At 68.9% G+C, this 18,148-nt stretch carries 16 protein-coding genes; 10 read left to right on the forward strand and 6 right to left on the reverse strand.

Annotated features, from left to right (window positions below):
* Positions 1-70 precede the first annotated feature (70 nt).
* Both AC07NX_RS07175 and AC07NX_RS07180 read right to left on the reverse strand, forming a co-directional pair.
* Complete coding sequence (locus tag AC07NX_RS07175) at positions 71-1,123, reverse strand: 1,9-bis(guanidino)-5-aza-nonane synthase (protein WP_494640345.1); 1,053 nt, start codon at positions 1,121-1,123, stop codon at positions 71-73.
* A 248-nt stretch (positions 1,124-1,371) separates the two neighbouring features.
* Positions 1,372-2,631 (reverse strand): type III PLP-dependent enzyme, encoded by a 1,260-nt coding sequence (locus AC07NX_RS07180; RefSeq protein WP_494640347.1) that lies wholly within the window; start codon positions 2,629-2,631, stop codon positions 1,372-1,374.
* Between the two features lie 305 nt (positions 2,632-2,936).
* On the opposite strand from AC07NX_RS07180, the gene phnC reads away from it, so the two are divergent.
* The 6 genes from phnC (at position 2,937) to AC07NX_RS07210 (ending at position 9,736) form a co-directional block, all read left to right on the forward strand.
* Positions 2,937-3,731, forward strand: a complete 795-nt coding sequence (phnC, locus tag AC07NX_RS07185; protein WP_494640349.1) for a phosphonate ABC transporter ATP-binding protein — start codon at positions 2,937-2,939, stop codon at positions 3,729-3,731.
* The gene (gene phnD, locus AC07NX_RS07190) at positions 3,728-4,765 is read left to right on the forward strand and encodes a phosphate/phosphite/phosphonate ABC transporter substrate-binding protein (RefSeq protein WP_494640351.1); all 1,038 of its coding nucleotides are present in this window, start codon (positions 3,728-3,730) and stop codon (positions 4,763-4,765) included. Before phnC ends, phnD begins: the two co-directional genes overlap by 4 nt.
* Positions 4,766-4,940: 175 nt before the next feature.
* Positions 4,941-5,771 carry a phosphonate ABC transporter, permease protein PhnE gene (phnE, locus tag AC07NX_RS07195; RefSeq protein WP_494640353.1) on the forward strand — a complete coding sequence of 277 codons (831 nt, stop codon included), beginning with the start codon at positions 4,941-4,943 and terminating at the stop codon, positions 5,769-5,771.
* A 160-nt stretch (positions 5,772-5,931) separates the two neighbouring features.
* The gene (locus AC07NX_RS07200) at positions 5,932-7,218 is read left to right on the forward strand and encodes an OprO/OprP family phosphate-selective porin (RefSeq protein ID WP_494640355.1); all 1,287 of its coding nucleotides are present in this window, start codon (positions 5,932-5,934) and stop codon (positions 7,216-7,218) included.
* Positions 7,219-7,286: 68 nt separating this feature from the next.
* Positions 7,287-8,330 carry a substrate-binding domain-containing protein gene (locus tag AC07NX_RS07205; protein WP_494640357.1) on the forward strand — a complete coding sequence of 348 codons (1,044 nt, stop codon included), beginning with the start codon at positions 7,287-7,289 and terminating at the stop codon, positions 8,328-8,330.
* Positions 8,331-8,440: 110 nt separating this feature from the next.
* Positions 8,441-9,736: a hemolysin family protein gene (locus AC07NX_RS07210; protein WP_494640359.1), complete on the forward strand. Its 1,296-nt coding sequence runs from the start codon at positions 8,441-8,443 to the stop codon at positions 9,734-9,736.
* A 177-nt stretch (positions 9,737-9,913) separates the two neighbouring features.
* Here the strand turns inward: AC07NX_RS07210 and AC07NX_RS07215 are convergent, their stop codons facing one another.
* Together AC07NX_RS07215 and AC07NX_RS07220 are read right to left on the reverse strand one after the other, a co-directional pair.
* A complete protein-coding gene (locus AC07NX_RS07215; protein ID WP_494640361.1) occupies positions 9,914-11,038 on the reverse strand; it encodes a Rieske 2Fe-2S domain-containing protein in 1,125 nt (374 codons plus the stop codon).
* Positions 11,039-11,153: 115 nt separating this feature from the next.
* Positions 11,154-12,626: a M20 family peptidase gene (locus tag AC07NX_RS07220; protein WP_494640363.1), complete on the reverse strand. Its 1,473-nt coding sequence runs from the start codon at positions 12,624-12,626 to the stop codon at positions 11,154-11,156.
* Between the two features lie 155 nt (positions 12,627-12,781).
* On the opposite strand from AC07NX_RS07220, the gene AC07NX_RS07225 reads away from it, so the two are divergent.
* Positions 12,782-13,747: an NAD-dependent epimerase/dehydratase family protein gene (locus AC07NX_RS07225; RefSeq protein WP_494640365.1), complete on the forward strand. Its 966-nt coding sequence runs from the start codon at positions 12,782-12,784 to the stop codon at positions 13,745-13,747.
* Positions 13,748-13,755: 8 nt separating this feature from the next.
* On the opposite strand, the gene AC07NX_RS07230 is transcribed toward AC07NX_RS07225, so the two are convergent.
* Together AC07NX_RS07230 and ccrA are read right to left on the reverse strand one after the other, a co-directional pair.
* Entirely contained in the window at positions 13,756-14,847 is a 1,092-nt protein-coding gene (locus tag AC07NX_RS07230; protein WP_494640367.1) for a hypothetical protein, read from the reverse strand.
* A gap of 84 nt (positions 14,848-14,931) precedes the next feature.
* Entirely contained in the window at positions 14,932-16,218 is a 1,287-nt protein-coding gene (gene ccrA, locus AC07NX_RS07235; RefSeq protein WP_494640369.1) for a crotonyl-CoA carboxylase/reductase, read from the reverse strand.
* Positions 16,219-16,514: 296 nt separating this feature from the next.
* Here ccrA and AC07NX_RS07240 point away from each other — a divergent pair, with 296 nt between their 5' ends.
* The 3 genes from AC07NX_RS07240 to AC07NX_RS07250 all read left to right on the forward strand — a co-directional run bounded on the left by AC07NX_RS07240 (position 16,515) and on the right by AC07NX_RS07250 (position 18,141).
* The gene (locus AC07NX_RS07240; RefSeq protein WP_494640371.1) at positions 16,515-17,270 is read left to right on the forward strand and encodes an enoyl-CoA hydratase/isomerase family protein; all 756 of its coding nucleotides are present in this window, start codon (positions 16,515-16,517) and stop codon (positions 17,268-17,270) included.
* A 407-nt stretch (positions 17,271-17,677) separates the two neighbouring features.
* Positions 17,678-17,803 (forward strand): hypothetical protein, encoded by a 126-nt coding sequence (locus AC07NX_RS07245; protein WP_019848182.1) that lies wholly within the window; start codon positions 17,678-17,680, stop codon positions 17,801-17,803.
* A 5-nt stretch (positions 17,804-17,808) separates the two neighbouring features.
* Positions 17,809-18,141, forward strand: a complete 333-nt coding sequence (locus tag AC07NX_RS07250) for a DUF6481 family protein (RefSeq protein WP_494640374.1) — start codon at positions 17,809-17,811, stop codon at positions 18,139-18,141.
* Positions 18,142-18,148: the final 7 nt, after the last annotated feature.

Below are 18,148 nucleotides of genomic sequence, written 5' to 3' on the forward strand. Positions count from 1 at the left end.
TCCCGGACAGCCCCTGCGGGGCTTCCGGGATGACAACGATGGAGGAAGCGAAGGCGAAGTCGGCGCCGGCCTACTTGCCGAACAGCTTCTGCCAGCGGGGCTTTTCGCGGCCCTTCCAGTGCTCGCGGTGATAGGCGTCCGAGGCGATCAGCGGCACCACGGTGGTGGCTTCGGCGAACACCATCTGCTCGTAGGTGGTCGAGACCTTGCCCCACGAGGCGGCTTCCTTCAGCGTCGAGGAGCTGCAGGCGCCGTCGCGCACGTCGGCCACGGTGATCTGCACCGCGTACTTGTGCATGTCGGCCTCGACGCCGAGGATCTCGGCGCAGACCACGGTGTCCTGGGCGAAGTTCTTGGGCACGCCGCCGCCGACCATGAACAGGCCCGTGGTGCCGGCCGCGATCTTGATGTCGGTCAGTTCACGGAAGTCCGCCACCGCGTCGATCATCAGATAGGGCTGCTTGGCGGCGATGCGCTCCTTCTGGTGCTTGACCAGACCAAAGCCCGCCGAGCTGTCGACGAAGGCCGGGCAGAAGATCGGCACGCCTTCCTCGTAGGCGGTCTGGATCAGCGAGCCGGGCTTCTTGGCGTTGCCTTCCGACAGCCACTTGCCCATTTCCCAGATGAACTCGCGCGAGGAATAGGCGCGCGGCTCCAGGCGGTTGCAGATCTCCAGGATCGTGTGGTCGCAATTCTGGAGCTCTTCCTCGTCGATATAGGTGTCGTAGATGCGGTCGATATAGTTGTCGCGCAGCACGTTGTCGTCGACCGGGCCGGCGGCCTGGTAGTGCTTGAAGCCCAGGGCCTCGAAGAAGTCCATGTCGACGATCGAGGCGCCGGTGGCGACCACGGCGTCGATCATGCCGTTCTTCACCATGTCGCGATAGACGTGCATGCAGCCGCCGGCCGAGGTCGAGCCGGCCAGGATCAGCCACGGCGAGCAGTCCTGGTCGGCCAGGGCCATGTTGAAGATGTCGGCCGCGCGGGCGGTGTCGCGCGAGCTGAACGACATCTTGCGCATGGAGTCGATGATCGGGCGGGCGTCGAAGGCCGTGATGTCGATGTGCTCGACGACGTTCTGGAGGAGCTCGGCCTTGGTGTTGTTCGGAACGGGAGCGTTCATCGCTTCGGTTTCCCTGACTTTGGACGCCCGTCGTTGAAACTGGCCGTCCACCGGGACGGAGCGACCGGCGGGGGCGAACAGGTTTGCGCCGTGGAACCCCCTCCGGCCCTTCGGGCCACCTCCCCCAGAGGGGGAGGATCCATCGCTCCAGATGCTCCCCCTCTGGGGGAGCTGTCGCGGAGCGACTGAGGGGGTCTTCCACGGCGTTAGAAGTCTAAACGCCTAAGACGTCAAATCAGCGACGGCCTCTACCGCCGCCGCCGCTTCTTGCCGGCCGCGCCCTTGGGGCGCGAGAAGCGGACGATCTTGCGCTCCTCGGCCTCGGGCCGCGGGGTGGGGATCGAGCGCTTGGCCAGGCCGTACATCGAGGCCATCGGGGCGTCCGAAACCTGGGCGATGTCGGTCTCCCCAAAGCCGTTGAAGCGGGTCGACATGGCCACGCCATAGGCGCCCAGCATGCCGATCTCGATGTAGTCGCCCTCGTCGACGCTTTCCGGCAGGTAGAACGGGCCGGGCATGTGGTCGACGCTGTCGCAGGTGGGGCCGTAGAAGCGGAAGGGCTTGAGGCCCTCTTCCACCACTTCACCGTTCTTGCGGTACAGCTTGACCGGGAACGGCCACTTCATGTGGGCCGCGTCGAACAGCGAGCCGTACGAGCCGTCGTTCAGATACAGCGCGTCGCCCTTCTTCAGCTCGACCTTGACCAGCAGGGACGAGGCCTCGGCCACCAGGGCCCGGCCGGGTTCGCACCATAGCTCGGTGGTCTCGTGGACCATCATGTCCGAAAAGCCCCGGTCGATGGCGGCCAGGTATTCGGACATGTCGGGCGGGACCATGCCCGGATAGATCGACGGGAAGCCGCCGCCCACGTCGACGACGTCGGCCAGCACGCCGGCCCGCACCAGGGCGCGCGAGGCCTGGGCCATGGCCGCCTGGTAGGCGGTGGGGCGCATGCACTGGCTGCCGACGTGGAACGACACGCCCATCAGGTCCTGGGTCGAGCGGCGGGCCGCCAGCAGCAGGGCCGGGGCGTTGTGCGGCTCGACGCCGAACTTGCCCGACAGGCTGTAGGCCGCGCCCTCGGCCTGCACGCCCATGCGGACGATCAGGTTCAGGTCCTTGGCCTGGCCGGTGGCGTCCAGGATCTTGGCCAGCTCTTCGTGGGTGTCGAACGAGAAGGTCCGAACGCCGTGGTCGAAATAGGCGGCCGAGATCGCCACGCGGCTTTTCACCGGGTGCATGAAGGCCATGCGCGCGCCGGGGGCGTGCTCGCTCACCAGCTCGACCTCGTTCAGCGAGGCGACGTCGAAGGACCGCACGCCGGCGTCCGCCAGCTCGCGGATCACCCACGGCGAAGGGTTGGCCTTCACCGCGTAAAAGACATCGCCCTTGAATTCAGCCTGGAACCAGCGCGCCGCTACGGAAACCGCGTCGGGCCGCACGAGTGCGACGGGACGTTCCGGTGACCGCTCACGGACCAGGTCCAGGGGATTATGGTACGTGTGCAATTCACGTAGACCCCTGCAGAAGTTAAACCCAGGCCGGCGTTAGCAGCGCTTATGAGGACTTCGGGTCCGCCGGAGCGAGCGAAATAGGGTCATACCCAGAGGATGTAAAGAGTCTTTTGGACGCGGGGGTCCCGCGGGGCGCGAACCCCGCCCCGGCCAGGCTTGCGGCGCAGTTTGCATCCCGCACGCCCTGGGGGCGGCGGGGGAATTGATCCACCGTCTGTCACAAATCCGTTGCGTCCGTGCCCCAAACCGACGAACGCATTTCCCAGCGCCTGAAACCACGGTAAGGATTCGCCCCGACCATGACGTCGGACCCTGTTCTCTCGATCCGCGCCGCCTCCAAGACCTTCGGGTCGCGCCGGGCGCTGGACGCCGTTTCGCTCGACGTGGGTCGGGGCGAGATGATCGCGCTCATCGGTCCCTCGGGTTCGGGCAAGTCGACCCTGCTGCGCTCGATCGACGGCCTGCAGACCGTGGACGAGGGAGAGGGAACGATCACCGCCTTCGGCGGTCCGGTCCAGGCCCGGGGCAAGGTCAGCGACCAGGTGCGCAAGGCGCGCATCCGCATCGGCTTCATCGCCCAGCAGTTCAACCTGGTGGGCCGCCTGACCCTGTTCACCAATGTCGCCCTGGGCTCCCTGGGCCGGATCGGCACGGTGCGGGGCCTGTTCGGCGCCTGGCCGGCCGAGACCCGCGCCGCCGCCATGGCCGCCCTGCACCGGGTGGGCGTGGCCGACTACGCCGCCCAGCGCGCCAACACCCTGTCGGGCGGCCAGCAGCAGCGCGGCGCCATCGCCCGGGCCCTGGTCCAGAGGGCCAAGATCATCCTCGCCGACGAGCCGGTCGCCTCGCTCGACCCGGTCTCGGCCCGCAAGGTCATGGAGATCCTCCGTGATCTGAACAAGACCGACGGCCTGACCGTGGTCGTCACCCTGCACCAGGTCGACTACGCCCTGCGCTACTGCGACCGGGTGGTGGCGCTGAAGGCCGGCAAGAAGGTCTATGACGGCCCGACCAGCGGCCTGGGCCGCGACAAGCTCATCGACATCTACGGCCCGGAATTCGAGGACGTGTTCTGGGAAGGAGCCCCGCAATGATCCGCCGCACCGCCGTCTCGCGCCTCGCCGCCGCCGGCCTCGCCGCCGTCGCCGCCCTGACGCTCGCCTCGTGCGGGGAGAAGAAGGCCGCCGGCCCGGCCGCGCCCAAGGACACCATCGTGTTCTCGATCCTGTCGACCGAGTCGGCCCAGAACATGGAGAGCTACTGGAAGCCGATCCTGGCCGACATGGAGGCGTCGACCGGCCTGAAGGTGAAGCCGTTCTTCTCGTCCAACTATTCGTCGCTGATCGTGGCCATGGGCGCCAAGCAGACCGACGTGGGCTGGTTCTCCAACGCCTCCGGCCTGGAGGCGGTGCGCCGCTCGGGCGGCGAGGTCTTCGCCCGCACCTTCGACCCGTCGGGGACCGACGGCTACAAGTCGGTGATCATCGTCCCGGCCGACAGCAAGCTGACGGTCGAAGGCCTGCTCAAGTGCGACAAGAGCCTGAACTTCGGGATCGGCGACAAGAAGTCGACCTCGGGCACCCTGGCCCCGATGACCTACCTGTTCATTCCGGCCGACAAGAAGCCCGAGACCTGCTTCAAGACCGTGCTCAGCGCCAGCCATGACGCCAACCTGTTCGCGGTGGCCAACCACAAGCTGGACGCGGCCACCAACAACTCCACGGCCCTGAAGCTCAACGCTTTCAAGGGCAACGCCCAGGCCGGCAAGGTCAAGGTGATCTGGGAATCGCCGACCTTGCCGGAAGACCCGATCGTCTGGCGCAAGGACCTCGACCCGGTCGTGAAGGAAAAGCTGCGCCAGTTCTTCCTGACCTACGGCCAGGGCGACACCCCCGTCGCGGTCCAGCAACGCAAGAACCTCGCCCGGCTGAGCATGGGCGGCTTCAAGGCGGCCGACAATTCGCACCTGCTGGTGGTGCGCGAGATGGAGGCCCTGGAGCAGGTGGGCCTGGCCCGCGAGTCCGGCGACCGGGCCAAGCTGGCCGCGGCCGAGAAGACCCTGGCCGGCATCAAGGCCGAGCGCCTGGCCGCCGAGGGCAAGGCCGGCCTGGCCGCGCCGGCCAACTGAGGGGGCGATGCTCTCATGCACCAACATCCATCCGCTCATCCCGGCGAATGCCGGGACCCAGATCCAGCCTGAGCCTTTAGGATTCATCCGAGAAGCCCCGCCTTATGATCTGGGTCCCGGCATTCGCCGGGATGAGCGGATCAAAGGGGTTTCAAAGAGCGAAGCCTGAGCCCCCATGAGCCAAACAGCCATGAGCGACACGATCCCGCCCCCGCCCAGCAAGCCGCTCTCCGCGCGCGCCTTCGACCTGCTGCTGTGGGGCGGGGTGATCGCCCTGCTGGTGGTCAGCTTCAAGCCGGCCGAGATCGACAAGTTCCCGCAGCTGTTCACCGACGCCAGCAAGATGCAGGGTTTCGCCAGCGGCTTCTTCTCGCCGTTCGGCGATCCCAAGGCGTTCATGGCCGCCGACTGGGACCTGTACATCGGCAAGATGTGGCAGACGATCCAGATGGCCCTGTGGGGCACGGCCCTGGCCATCGTCGTGGCCATCCCGCTGGGCCTGCTGGGCGCGCGCAACATCAGCCCGTGGTGGATCCAGCAGCCGGTGCGCCGCCTGCTGGACCTGATCCGCTCGATCCCCGACCTGGTGGTGGCGCTGATCTTCATCACGGCGGTGGGCCTGGGGCCGTTCGCCGGGGTGATGGCCCTGATGTTCAACACCGGCGGAGTGCTGGCCAAGCTGTTCGCCGAAGCCGTCGAGTCGATCGACAAGGGCCCGGTCGAGGGCGTGCGGGCCACCGGCGCGGTCAAGCTGGCCGAGGTGGTCTGGGGCGTGATCCCGCAGGTGGCGCCGCTGTGGACCAGCTACGCCCTCTACCGCTTCGAGAGCTCCAGCCGGTCGGCCACCGTCCTGGGCTTGATCGGGGCCGGGGGCGTGGGCCAGGTGCTGCTCGATTCGATCAACGGCTTCCAGTACGACCAGACCGGCTGCATCGTCCTGGTCATCGTGGTGGCGGTTTCGCTGATCGACCTGTTGTCCCAGATCATCCGCACACGTCTGCTTTGAGGACCGTTTCTGTGGCCTTCCAGCCACAATTAACGCGTTGAAAAGGCTTGTCATCGGTCTGTCATCAAAGGGTGGCGGAACCGTCACGGGACCCCCGTAAAGCGCTCCTACCTGATCCGGACCAACGGGCAGGGGGCAAAGCCTAAAGGGGAATTCTCACATGCGGAACAAGACCTCGCTGGTCTGCGGCGCGGCGCTGGGCGCCATGCTGGCCTGCGGCCTCGGCGTCGCGGCTCACGCGCAAGACAACACGATCGCCTGGAAGGGCGCTCCGCAGTGGACGAACGACGATGTCTACTTCAAGGTCCGCGGCCGGATCCTGGTGGACGGCGTGTTCCAGGACGTCGACCGCCAAGGCGCGGCGACCGACTACAAGACCAGCAACATCCGCGGCCGCCAGGTGTTCATCGGCATCGAAGGCAAGCTGAACAACTACATCGCCTACAAGGCCGAAGGCGGCTGGGTGAACGGCGGCAGCCCCAGCTGGGACGACGTGGTCATCGAGGTCAAGCCGACCGAGACCACCTCGATCCTGATCGGTAACATCAAGGCCACCGGCCTGGAAAACCTGACCTCGACCCGCTTCACCACCTTCATGGACCGCGGTCCGTACGGTGACTTCGGCGTCGACAGCTACCTGCTGAGCGTCGTGGGCAAGGTGCAGGGCCCCAACTGGAGCGTCACCGGCGCCGTCCAGGGCGACAGCATCAACAACGCCGACATCAACAACACCTCGTCGGCCACCAACACCAACCAGAACTCGCAAGAGCGCCTGGGCTTCACCGGCCGCGTCCACTACGCCCCGCTGGTGAGCGACACCGACAAGGTCCACCTGGCCGTCTCGGCCCGCTACCGCAACCACGGCAACGAAGGCGCCTTCAACTACCAGGGCCGCACCGGCACCAACTACGGCACCAACGGCCTGTACTACAAGACCGGCGCCATCGCCGACCGCGACACCACCCTGGCCGCCGAAGGCGCCTGGATCCACGGTCCGTTCTCGATCCAGGGCGAGTATTCGAACATCTCGGTCGAGCGCCTGGCCACCACCGCCCCGGGTTCGAACCCGGACGTCAAGGTCGGCTACGCCTTCGTCAGCTTCTGGCCGACGGGCGAGACCCGCAACTACGATCCGGTCGCCGGCGAGATCAAGCGTCCGAAGATCCTGAACCCGATCACCGCCGGCGGCTTCGGCGGCGTCGAACTGGCCCTGCGCTACGACTACGCCGACCTGACCGACGCCTACAAGACGGCCTCGACCGCGGCCAGCAGGACCCTGTCGCAGGACGCCGGCAAGTACACCGCCTGGACCCTGGGCGTGAACTACTACCCGACCGCCTATGTCCGCTTCCAGGCCAACTACACCGACGGCTCCGTCGATCCGGTGGTGGCCAACCGCGGCACGGACATCAAGCAATTCCAGCTGCGCGCCCAGCTGGACTTCTAAGACTCACGGGCCGGCCGGAAGGTCGGCCCGATCTTCTCGCAACGCTCCAGAGACTCCAGGAGTCCTCCATGAAGAAGCTGCTTTCCTGCGCGGCCGCCGCCGTCGCCCTGTCGGGCCTCGCCGCCGCCCCCGCCCACGCCGCCCGTGACTATGTCTGGGCCGCCGGTTCCTCGACCGTGTTCCCGTTCGCCACCCGCACCGCCGAGAACTTCGCCAAGAAGACCGGCAAGAAGGCCCCGAAGGTCGAAAGCCTCGGCACCGGCGGCGGCATCAAGCTGTTCTGCTCGGGCGCCGGCGAAGGCTTCCCCGACATCGCCAACGCCTCGCGTCCGATGAAGAAGTCGGAATTCGACGCCTGCGCCGCCAAGGGCGTCAAGGACATCATCCAGATCAAGATCGGCTTCGACGGCATCGTCGTGGCCACCGACAAGGACGGCGCCGACTACAACTTCAAGACCGAGCACCTGTACCTGGGCCTGTCCAAGCAAGTGCTGAAGGGCGGCCAGTTCGTCGCCAACCCGTACAAGACCTGGGACGAGATCGGTTCGGGCCTGCCGGGCAACCGCATCCAGGTCTATGGCCCGCCGCCCACCTCGGGCACCCGCGACGCCTTCGTGGAACTGGCCATCGAGGCCGGCGCCCGCAAGTTCCCGACCGCCGACGCCATCCGCTCGGACAACGAGAAGAAGTTCAAGTCGCTGGTCGACCCGCTGCGCAACGACGGCTGGATCGACGCCGGCGAGAACGACAACGCCATCGTCGGCACCCTGACCAAGACCCCGGGTTCGGTCGGCGTCTTCGGCTGGTCCTACCTCGAAGAGAACATGGACAAGATCAAGGGCGCCGCGGTCAACGGCGTGCGTCCCTCGGCCCAGACGATCGCCGACGGCTCCTACCCGCTGTCGCGCTCGCTGTTCATCTACGTCAAGAAGTCCAATCTCGGCGTGACCCCCGGCCTGGCCGAGTTCGTCCAGGAGTTCACCTCCGACGCGGCGACCGGTCGCGGCGGCTATCTGCAAGGCCGCGGCCTGATCCCGCTGCCCCCCGGCCAGCACGCCGCCCAGAAGCAGGCCGTCGCCAACAAGACGGTGATGGCGCGCCCGGCCCAGTAAGGCCAGACAGCGTCCGACGAGACGACGCCGCGGTCCCCAGTGGGCCGCGGCGTTTTCTTTTGTATACTGGCCCAACCGCGCCCGCTGGGGCGCGCCAACCCTGAAGGGCCATGATCCTCCTCGCGCTCGCCGTCGTCCTGTTCCTCGTTCTCCTGAACGGGGTTTTCTCCATGTCCGAACTGGCGGTGGTCTCGGCCCGCCGCGCCCGGCTGCAGACCTTCGCCGACCGCGGCGACAAGGGCGCCAAGCTGGCCCTGGCCATGGCCGAGCACCCGACGCGGTTCCTGTCGGCCGTGCAGGTCGGCATCACCCTGATCGGCATCCTGGCCGGCGCCTATGGCCAGGCGACGATCGCCGGGGCCCTGGACCTCTATCTCAAGCCCTTCCCGGTGGTCGGCGCCCATTCCGAGGCGATCGCCACCACCATCGTCGTCATCGGCCTGACCTATGTCTCGGTGATTCTGGGCGAGCTGGTGCCCAAGCGCCTGGCCCTGCTGTTCCCCGACGTGATCGCCCGCCGCATGTCGCCGTTCCTGGCGGTGGTGGCCACGGTGCTGCGCCCGTTCGTCACCCTGCTGACCGTCTCGACCGCCGCGATCCTCAAGCTGCTGGGCGTGCGCGACGAGCGGACCAACGACATGACCGCCGAGGAGGTCGAGACGGTCCTGGCCGAGGGCGCCGACGCCGGCCTGATCGAGCCCGAGGAGCGGGCGATGATCAACGAGGTGCTGCGCCTGGGCGACCGCCCCGTGCGCGTGGCCATGACCCCGCGCCGCGACCTGTTCTGGATCTCGCTGACCGACAGCCAGGACGAGATCCTCCAGGAGATCCGCGACTGCCCCTATTCGCGCATTGTCGTGGCCAGCGAGGGCGACCTGGACGGCGACATCGGGGTGATCCTCAAGAAGGACCTGCTGGACGCCTGCCTGGGCGGCGAGACGATCGACATCCGCAGCCACGTCCAGCAGCCGATCGCCATCCCCGAGACCATGTCGCTGCTGCGGGCCATGGCGGTGTTCAAGCAGACGCCGCTGCACATGGCCCTGGTGGTCGACGAGTTCGGCTCGATCCAGGGGGCGATCACCCCGCTGGACCTGCTGGAAATGATCGCCGGCGACTTCCCCGAGGACCATGACGAGACCGAGACCCGCATCCTGCGCCGCGAGGACGGGACCTGGCTGGTCGATGCGCGGGTGGACATCCAGGAGCTGAACGACGCCCTGGGCGAGAATTTCGAGGCCGAGGGCGGCTACCACACCGTGGCGGGCCTGCTGCTGGACCGCCTGGGCCGCATCCCCCGCGAGGGCGAGATCGTGGCGCTGGGCGGCTTCGACGCCGAGGTGGTCGACATGGACGGCTCGCGGATCGACAAGCTGATCCTACGGTGCGTGTCCGCGAAGGATTAGGGGGCGGCCTCGCCCCCCCGACGGTTGTCATCCCGGAAAGCGCGCAGCGCTTGTCCGGGACCCAGGTGAACCGCAAGGCATCTGCCCAGTCCCCTGGGTCCCGGACAGCCTCTGCGAGGCTTCCGGGATGACAACGGATTTCGCGGCAGGTTGGCTAGGAGACCAAGGCTCGCCCCCTCACGTCCGCCACCGCAGCGTCGCCGCCTCCACCGGGTTGCGAAACGCCCGGCGTTCGCGGCGGCTGGCGTTCCATTCGCGCTTGAGCTGGTGGTACCAGCGGCCCTGCTGGTCGGCGTCGCCCATCCACAGCAGGGGCGGGTTGTCGCGCAGGCCCCGGGTCTGGGCCTCGACGATCCGGCCGTCCTGGCGCAGGAAGGCGCGGGCGGCCAGGCGGATCACCGGATAAAGCGCGGTGAAGGCCGGGTGGTCGGACCAGATGACTTGGTTCATCCGCGTCCTGCCGGCGTTGATCGGGGTCATGGCCGACAGGGCCAGAACCTGCCGGTCGCCGACCCTCACATGCTCCCAGCGCAGGCCCGGCAGGCGGAAGGTGATCTCGGTCAGGGGCGCGCCGCCGAGGATGGCGTAGGCCTTCGAATTGCTGGACGGCGCGTGCCGCGTCATGGTGAAGCCGGCCTCGGACGGGGCGAAGGCCTTGGTCTTCTCGTGCTGGCTGGCGCCGGTGCGCCACCACCACTGCTGGTGCACGAACGGGCCATGGGCGGGGTCGATCAGGCCCAGCACGGCGTGGTCGACATGGATGTCGTAGTCGAGATGGTCGACCAGCTTGGGCTTGCCGCCGACCACGCCGGGGATCGCCGGGGGCGGGAAGGGCGGCTGGCCCTCGAAGCGCGGGTCGGCCGACATCCAGATCCACACCAGCCCCTGGGCCTCGACCAGCGGATAGGTCCGCACACGGACCTTGGCGATGTCGAGCGGGCTGTCGGTGGCCAGGGACGGGATCCTGGCGCAGGCCCCGTCGGTGCGGAAACGCCAGCCGTGATAGGGGCACTCGATGGTTTCGCGGCCGCCATCCTCGCCATGGGGCGGCTCGGCGCGGACCTTGCCGGCCGACAGCTTGGCCGCGCGGTGCGGGCAGATGTCGCGCAGGGCGTAGACGGCGCCGGCCCGGGTGCGGCCGATCACGACCGGTTCGCCCAGAAACTCCCGGCTTTCCATCCGGCCCGGCTTCAGCTCGGGCGACAGGGCCGCCACGTACCAGGCGTCCAGCACGTAGCCCTCGCCGAACGCTACGGCCTTCGAGACCGGCCGCGCGACCAGCCCTTGCGCATCGTCAGCCATGCCGGTCGCCCGCCCTCCGCGCCCCCGCGCGCCGTACCAGGCGGCAATAGGCCCGATCGCGCGGCCAAGGTCCTGTGAAGAGTTTGTGTCGGAGATCCTCGGCCTGGAACGCCGCCTAACGGGCCGCCGCCGTCTCCACCAGCCGCTGGTAGAACCGCACCATGCGCTCGACATTCGCGATCGTCATGTGTTCGTCCGTGCCGTGGATCATCTCGGTGTCCTTCACCGACAGCGCCAGGGGCTGGAAGCGGTAGATGTCGTCGGCGATCGGGCCCATGTAGCGGCTGTCGCTGGCGGCGGTCATCAGGGCGGGGGCGACGGGGGCGCGGCTCTCGTCGCCGGCCAGGGCGGCCAGGACCTTCCAGCCTTCCGAGGTGGTCGACGAGACCTTGCTGGGCTCGTCCGGGGCCTTCACCCAGGCCAGCCTGACCGGCAGGTCGCCGACCGCGTCCCTGGCCCGGGCCATCACCTGCGCCGAGCTGTCGCCCGGGGCGATGCGGTAGTTGATCCAGGCCGTGGCGTCCTGCGGCAGCACGTTCTCCTTGGGCGAGCCCTTCAGCATGGTCGGGGCGATGGTGGTGTGCAGCATGGCCGCCCCGGCCGGGGTCTTGGCGGTCTGGTCGACCAGCAGGGGCGAGAACAGCCAGGTGTTGGCCGCTGCCATCCTGATGGTCGTGGAACTGTGCGGGGCCAGGCTTTTCAGCATGTCGGCGCCGGGGCCGGAGAACTTCATCGGGAAGGGATGGTCGGCGATGGCCAGCACGGCCTTGGCCAGGGTGGTCACGCCGGTCTGGGCCGGCGGGGCCGACGAGTGGCCGCCGACGGCGGGGGCCGTCACCGTCAGGGTGGCGTAGCCCTTCTCGGCCGTGGCGATCAGGGCGACGGGCTTGTTGGTGACCGGGTGGTCCTCGACCACCACCATGCCCTCGTCGAGCACGAACTGGGCCTTTATCCCGCGCGACTTCAGCAGGGCCGCCGCCGCCCGGGCGCCGCCGCCGCGCACCTCCTCGTCATGGCCGCTGACCAGGATCACCGTGCGCCGGGGAACGAAGCCGGCCCTGGCCAGGCCGTCCAGGGCCTCGAACAGGGTGACCAGGCTGCCCTTGTCGTCGATCGCGCCCCGGCCCCAGACCGCGCCGTCGGCGACCACGCCGTCGAACGGCGGATGGGTCCACGACCCCTCGCTGCCCGGCGTCACCGGCACCACGTCCTGGTGGGCCATCAGCACGATCGGGGCCAGGGACGGGTCGGTCCCCTTCCAGGTGTAGACCAGGGCGTGGCCGGCCACGACCTCGCGGGCCATCACCCGGTGGGCGTCGGGATAGGTCGCCTGCAACCAGGCGTGCAGCCTGTCCCACTCGGCCGGCTGGTCCTCGGCGGGATCCTGGTGGCTGACGGTCCGGAAGCGTACGGCCTCGCCCAGATGCCGGGCCGCCAGGTCGACGTCGACCGGTCGGGCCGAGGCCAGGCGGACGCCGGAGGTGTCGGCCACGGGGGCCTTGAACATCGCCGTGCGCACCGCCACCACGGCTGCGACCGCCAGCACCAGCCCCACGGCCGTCAGCGCCGCCTTGCTCTTCCAGCCCATGGTCCACGCCCCCGAACGCTTGTTTGGGGCGACTGTGCGACGAGTTGGCGGGGCTGCCAACCGCCAAGTGCGCGGGGTCCGGACGCCGCGTTTGCCTTGCGGCCTCACCTCGCGCATAGGCTGGCGCTCGCGAGTCAGGAGTTTCGAGAAGCGGCATGGGCGTCCTGGTCCTCGGGGGGACGGGTTTCATTGGCGGCCCCGTGGTCGCGCGGCTGCTGGCCGACGGCGTCGAGACGGGGGTCGCCCATCACGGCGCGCGCCCGGTCGCGACCGGGGCGGCCTCGGTGGTGCTGGACCGCCGCGACCCGGCGGCGGTGCTGGCCGCCGTGCGCGCGCTGGGCGCCGACACGGTGGTCGACCTGATCGCCTACACGCAGGCCGACACCCTGCCGTTGCTCGAGGCGCTGTCGGGGGCGATCGCCCGCTACGTGCTGGTCAGCTCGGTGGACGTCTATCGCAACTACGAGGGCCTGCACCGCAAAGGCCGGCCGACGCCGATCTGGGACCGGCTGACCGAGGACGCCCCGCTGCGCGACAGCCGCTTCCCCTACCGCCTGGCCAGGCCCCGCCCGGCCGGGGATCCCCAGGCCTGGATGGACGACTACGACAAGATCCCGCTCGAAGAGGCGGCCCGCGCCGCCGCCGGCTTCGAGGCGACCATCCTGCGCCTGCCGATGGTGTTCGGGCCCGGCGACCGCCAGCGGCGGTTCTCGTGGGCGATCCGGCCGATGGTCCAGGGCCGGCCGCGCTTCGTGATCCCCCACCCGTGGGCCAGCTGGCGGGCGACCTTCGGCTATGTCGACGACGTGGCGGCGGGGATCGCCCTGGCGGCCGTGCACCCCCGGGCCGGCGGCGAGACCTTCAACCTGGGCCGCGCCAACACCCCGACCAACCTGGCCTGGGCGGCGACCTTCGCCGAGCACCTGGCCTGGCCGGGCGAGGTCCAGCTGGCCCATCCCGACGTGGCGCGCGGCGCCCTGGCCAAGGCGGTGTCGGGCCTGGACCTCGGCTACCCGCTGTTCGTCGACAACGCCAGGATCCGCCGCCGGCTGGGCTATGCCGAGGTGACGAACTTCGACGAGGCCCTGGCCCGGACCGTGGCCGACGAGATGGGGCGGTAGCGCGCGCGTCAGTTGTGGCCCGTGGCCTCGCGCAAGGCTGCCGCGCCTTTTACGAGTGTTAGGCTGTGGCTCTTCATCGGCTCGTCGGGGCCGGCCTTGGTCTGATAGAGCAGTGTGCGGTCTCCTTTCAGGAAACGGAACTCCAGAGTCCGCTGACCTCGCGAGACCTCGTCATTGAACAGCGCCATGCGAGGGTCATCGACCAGGGCGTCGATCATTGATGCTGTGTGCATCCCCGCCATGCGCACAACGCACTGGTCGAGCGGCGCGACAGGATTGACGGAACGGTTGGTATGTAGGCGCCATTCGTCGCTGTCGCGCATGATCCACGTCCGTGATCGCCGCGTCTGGCGAAATTGAGCGTCTTCGGCCGCGTAGTCCGGGTCGAGCTGGCCGTTGCCGCTCGCCGACACCTGAGCCGCCACCACGTCGGGCTCGGGATCGGCGCAATAACGGTCTAGGCGCGCCAGCGCCGCGGTTTGCGGCGTCTGGAAGATCACGGGATCCCGATGGGCAGGGCCGGTGCGCACAACATATTGCAGGACCAGGCTCGGCTTGGCGCCCCAGGCGGCCGCTGGGAGGTCGCGCCAAAGCACATAGTAGGCCGAGACCTCGGGTCTGGCGTTGTTGTCTTTGAACAGCAGGACCCGCGCTCCGTGGCTCAGGTCCGCGGCCACGGGCAGGGACCCGCTGCTGTACTGCATCAGCCAGTCGACGAGTTCGCCCTGGCCGGTGGGGATCTGGACCTTGCAGCGGATCTCTACGCCGCCCGGTGTCACCGTCTCGGTGACACTGGCGATGCCCAGCCAATGCCGGCCGTCATAGCGCCATTGAACGCCGCCGCGTTCCAGAGGCGAGACTCCCGGAAGGCCGGCGGGTGCGGCATGGGTCTGCACGAACAGGTTCATAACCGGTCGCGTCTTATAGGCGCCGGCCGCCGCGAAGGCGTTGCGCGCGTCGTCGGCTGAGCGAAGGGCGCGCGGACAAAGGGTGTGGAACTCGTCGACGAATTCGGCGCCAGTCGCCAGTTTGGGTTTGACCGGCTCGCAGGCCGACAGACCGAAAAGGGTCAAACAGGCCAGGACTCTGATGAAGCGCAACACTGTTCCCCAAGCTACGGGGGAAGCTCTAGCATGGTGCAACCTGAGTTGCATCCTTGGGCGCGAACGGCGTGCGAGCACATCTCAGCCCAGCCCCCCGCCCAGCTCCACCACGGCCTCGAACGTCCGCAGCCCAGGCCGCTGGGCGCAGACCAGCACGGCCATGTTGCCGGGCAGGTGCTGGTTGGCGAGCATCTTCTCGTGGGCGGCGGGGATGTCGTTCCAGGGGAAGACTTCCGACAGGCAGGGGTCCACCCGGCGGTCGATGACCAGCTGGTTGGCGGCGCTGGCCTGCATCAGGTTGGCGAAGTGGCTGCCCTGGACGCGCTTCTGGCGCATCCACAGGAAGCGGGCGTCCATGGTCAGGTTGAAGCCGCTGGTGCCGGCGCAGATGGCCACCATGCCGCCGCGCTTGACCACGAACACGCTGACCGGAAAGGTCTGTTCGCCCGGGTGCTCGAACACCAGGTCGACGTCCTTGTTGCCGGTGACCTGCCAGATGGCTTTGCCGAACTTGCGGCTCTCCTTCATGTAGTCGGCGAATTCGGGGCCGTTGACCTTGGGCAGCTGGCCCCAGCAGTTGAACTCCTTGCGGTTCAGCACCGCCTTGGCGCCCATGCTCCTGACGAAGTCGATCTTGTCGTCGTCGCTGACCACGCCGATGGCGTTGGCCCCGACCACGGCGGCCAGCTGCACGGCGAAGACGCCCAGCCCGCCCGAGGCCCCCCAGACCAGCACGTTCTGTCCGGGCTTCAGCTCGTGCGGCTTGTGGCCGAACAGCATGCGGTAGGCGGTGGCCAGGGTCAGGGTGTAGCAGGCGGCCTCTTCCCAGGTCAGGTGCCGGGGGCGCGGCATCAGCTGGCGCGACTGCACCCGGCAGAACTGGGCGAAACTGCCGTCCGGGGTCTCGTAGCCCCAGATGCGCTGGCTGGCCGAGAACATCGGGTCGCCGCCATTGCACTCCTCGTCGTCGCCGTCGTCCTGGTTGCAGTGGATGACCACCTCGTCGCCGGGCTTCCAGCGCTTGACCTTGGCGCCCACCTTCCAGACGATCCCGGAGGCGTCGGACCCGGCCACGTGATAGGGCTGCTTGTGGCCGTCCAGCGGGCTGATCGGCTCGCCCAGGGCGGCCCAGACGCCGTTGTAGTTGACCCCCGCGGCCATCACCAGGACCAGCACCTCGTCCTCGCCGATCTCCCAGGTGGGCACGACCTCGACCTGCATGGCTTGCGACGGCTTGCCGTGGCGCTCCTTGCGGATGGCCCAGGCGTACATGGTCTTGGGCACATGGAAGGCCGGCGGGATCTCGCCGATCTCGTAGAGGTCCTTCAGCTCGGTCGGGCTTCCGGTCTGGGCCAGCGTGTCGGTCATCTCACTCCCCGGTCTCTTCGGCGCTGCAACATAACGCGCGAACGGTTCCCCGCGCTCCGTGGATCGTTCGGCGCGGGTAAAACCGGCCGTCGCTCCGTCATTATGGGCCCTGTGACGGAAATCTCATCACAGCGGCGATCTAGGCTGTGACAAGCGTTTAAATCTGGCAAGGGGGAATCTGCTGCGCCGCAGCATGGTTGCGCATGAAACGACCCATTCTCTTCAACCCGCCGGGATGAGCGGAGGAAAGAACGGCTCAGCTTTCCAAACGGGCCCTCATCCGCCACGTTCGGCCGATGAGCGCGATGATCCATGTCAGCCGCCCCACGGGCTCGATCCTGCTGCTGGAGCTGGACGCCCCGCCGGCCAACGCCCTGGGCCTGGGCATGCGGGCCCAGCTGGTGAAGATCCTCGACGAGATCGCCACCGACGACGAGGTGCGCGCGGTGGTGCTGACCGGACGGGGCGGGGTGTTCTGCGCCGGCGACGACCTGCGCGAGGCCGCCATACGCCTAGAAAGGGGCCGCACCGCGCCCGACGCCCTGGCGGCGGTCGAGAACTTCAACCGGCTGATGGACTGGATCGAGGCCCTGCGCACGCCGCTGATCGCCGCCATCGACGGCTGGTGCTTCGGCGGCGGGCTGGAGCTGGCCCTGGCCTGCGACATCCGCCTGGCCAGCGACCGGGCGGCCTTCGCCGCCTCGGGCGTCAATATCGGGCTGATGGCCTCGGTCGCGCGCCTGCCCCGGCTGATCGGCGTGGCGCGGGCCAAGGCCCACCTGCTGACCGGCGCCCAGTTCGGTCCCGAGCGCGCCCTGGCCGACGGGATCGTCACCGCCGTCCACGCGCCCGAGCGCCTCCTGCCCGAGGCCTTCCACCTGGCCGAGTGGATCGCCTCGCGCGCGCCCCTGGCGGTGGAGGCCACCAAGCGGGTCGTCGACGGCCGGTCCTATGTCGAGGAGGAGCTGCCGGCCCTGGTGGCCAGCGCCGACCATCGCGAAGCGGTCGCGGCGTTCATGGCCAAGCGTTCGGCGCTGTTCCGGCGCGGATAGGCGGATCGGGCGCGCCCACCGTATTTCCACCGCCCCATCCCGCGATGTGCTAAGCTCCCCGCAAGGCGCTAGGACGCGCCGCCGGCGAGTCCCGGTCCGCTTGGCGGGCCGTCTCGACGCACCCCGGGAAGGGGTCGCATGACCGTCAATCGCCACGACCAGCGCCCTTCGCGGCCCTGATATCGCCATCCCCGCGCGCGTCGCGCCGGGCCGTCCGGCCCGGGCGCCTGATCGCGCGCGCCTCTTCCCGAAAAGGAACGATCCATGTCCAAAGGCAACCGCGAAGTCCGCAAGCCCAAGACCGCCAAGCCCAAGGTGATCGCCGCCGCCGCGCCGACCCTGCTGGCCCCGCTGGGCGTCAAGAAGAAATAGCCGCCGCCTTTCCCTCCGATCGAAGGACATCGCCCATGAAGACCTATCCCGGAACCCGGCCCTCGGGCCCCAAGGGCCTGAACGACCCCCGCTCGACGGGCGGCCAGCCCACGCGGCCCCGGCCCATCGATCCCGACGCCCTGCGCGGCACGAAGACCTGATCGCCATGACCGAGACCAAGGGCGCCAGCCTGACCGATCGGCTGAAGGCCGCCGCCGAGGCCAGGCAGGCCTTGCTGGCCAAGTTCAAGCCCCGGCCGGCGGTGGCCGATCCGCTGTTCGCCGAGCGCGGCGTCGAGGCGGCGGCCGAGCTGAAGGCCGTGCGCGCCGAACGCCAGGCGGTCCGGAAGGTCAGGCAGGGCGCGGCCGACGCGGCCGCCGCCGAAGCGACCGCCGCGGCCGAGCAGCGGGCCGCGCGCAAGCGGGCCAAGGCGCCGACCGCGGCCGAGGCCAAGGACCGGCGCGACGCCAAGTACGCGGCCCGCAAGTCGCGCCTCTGATGGCCCG

The sequence above is a fragment of the Caulobacter sp. GW821-FHT09A05 genome (genome assembly GCF_059418465.1).

Excerpts from the sequence above, each read along its gene's own strand:
- AC07NX_RS07175 (WP_494640345.1), bottom strand. The coding sequence starts at position 1,123 with ATGAACGCTCCCGTTCCGAACAACACCAAGGCCGAGCTCCTCCAGAAC.
- phnC (WP_494640349.1), top strand. The coding sequence starts at position 2,937 with ATGACGTCGGACCCTGTTCTCTCGATCCGCGCCGCCTCCAAGACCTTC.
- phnD (WP_494640351.1), top strand. The coding sequence starts at position 3,728 with ATGATCCGCCGCACCGCCGTCTCGCGCCTCGCCGCCGCCGGCCTCGCC.
- phnE (WP_494640353.1), top strand. The coding sequence starts at position 4,941 with ATGAGCCAAACAGCCATGAGCGACACGATCCCGCCCCCGCCCAGCAAG.
- AC07NX_RS07200 (WP_494640355.1), top strand. The coding sequence starts at position 5,932 with ATGCGGAACAAGACCTCGCTGGTCTGCGGCGCGGCGCTGGGCGCCATG.
- AC07NX_RS07205 (WP_494640357.1), top strand. The coding sequence starts at position 7,287 with ATGAAGAAGCTGCTTTCCTGCGCGGCCGCCGCCGTCGCCCTGTCGGGC.
- AC07NX_RS07210 (WP_494640359.1), top strand. The coding sequence starts at position 8,441 with ATGATCCTCCTCGCGCTCGCCGTCGTCCTGTTCCTCGTTCTCCTGAAC.
- AC07NX_RS07215 (WP_494640361.1), bottom strand. The coding sequence starts at position 11,038 with ATGGCTGACGATGCGCAAGGGCTGGTCGCGCGGCCGGTCTCGAAGGCC.
- AC07NX_RS07220 (WP_494640363.1), bottom strand. The coding sequence starts at position 12,626 with ATGGGCTGGAAGAGCAAGGCGGCGCTGACGGCCGTGGGGCTGGTGCTG.
- AC07NX_RS07225 (WP_494640365.1), top strand. The coding sequence starts at position 12,782 with ATGGGCGTCCTGGTCCTCGGGGGGACGGGTTTCATTGGCGGCCCCGTG.
- ccrA (WP_494640369.1), bottom strand. The coding sequence starts at position 16,218 with ATGACCGACACGCTGGCCCAGACCGGAAGCCCGACCGAGCTGAAGGAC.
- AC07NX_RS07240 (WP_494640371.1), top strand. The coding sequence starts at position 16,515 with ATGAGCGCGATGATCCATGTCAGCCGCCCCACGGGCTCGATCCTGCTG.
- AC07NX_RS07245 (WP_019848182.1), top strand. The coding sequence starts at position 17,678 with ATGAAGACCTATCCCGGAACCCGGCCCTCGGGCCCCAAGGGCCTGAAC.
- AC07NX_RS07250 (WP_494640374.1), top strand. The coding sequence starts at position 17,809 with ATGACCGAGACCAAGGGCGCCAGCCTGACCGATCGGCTGAAGGCCGCC.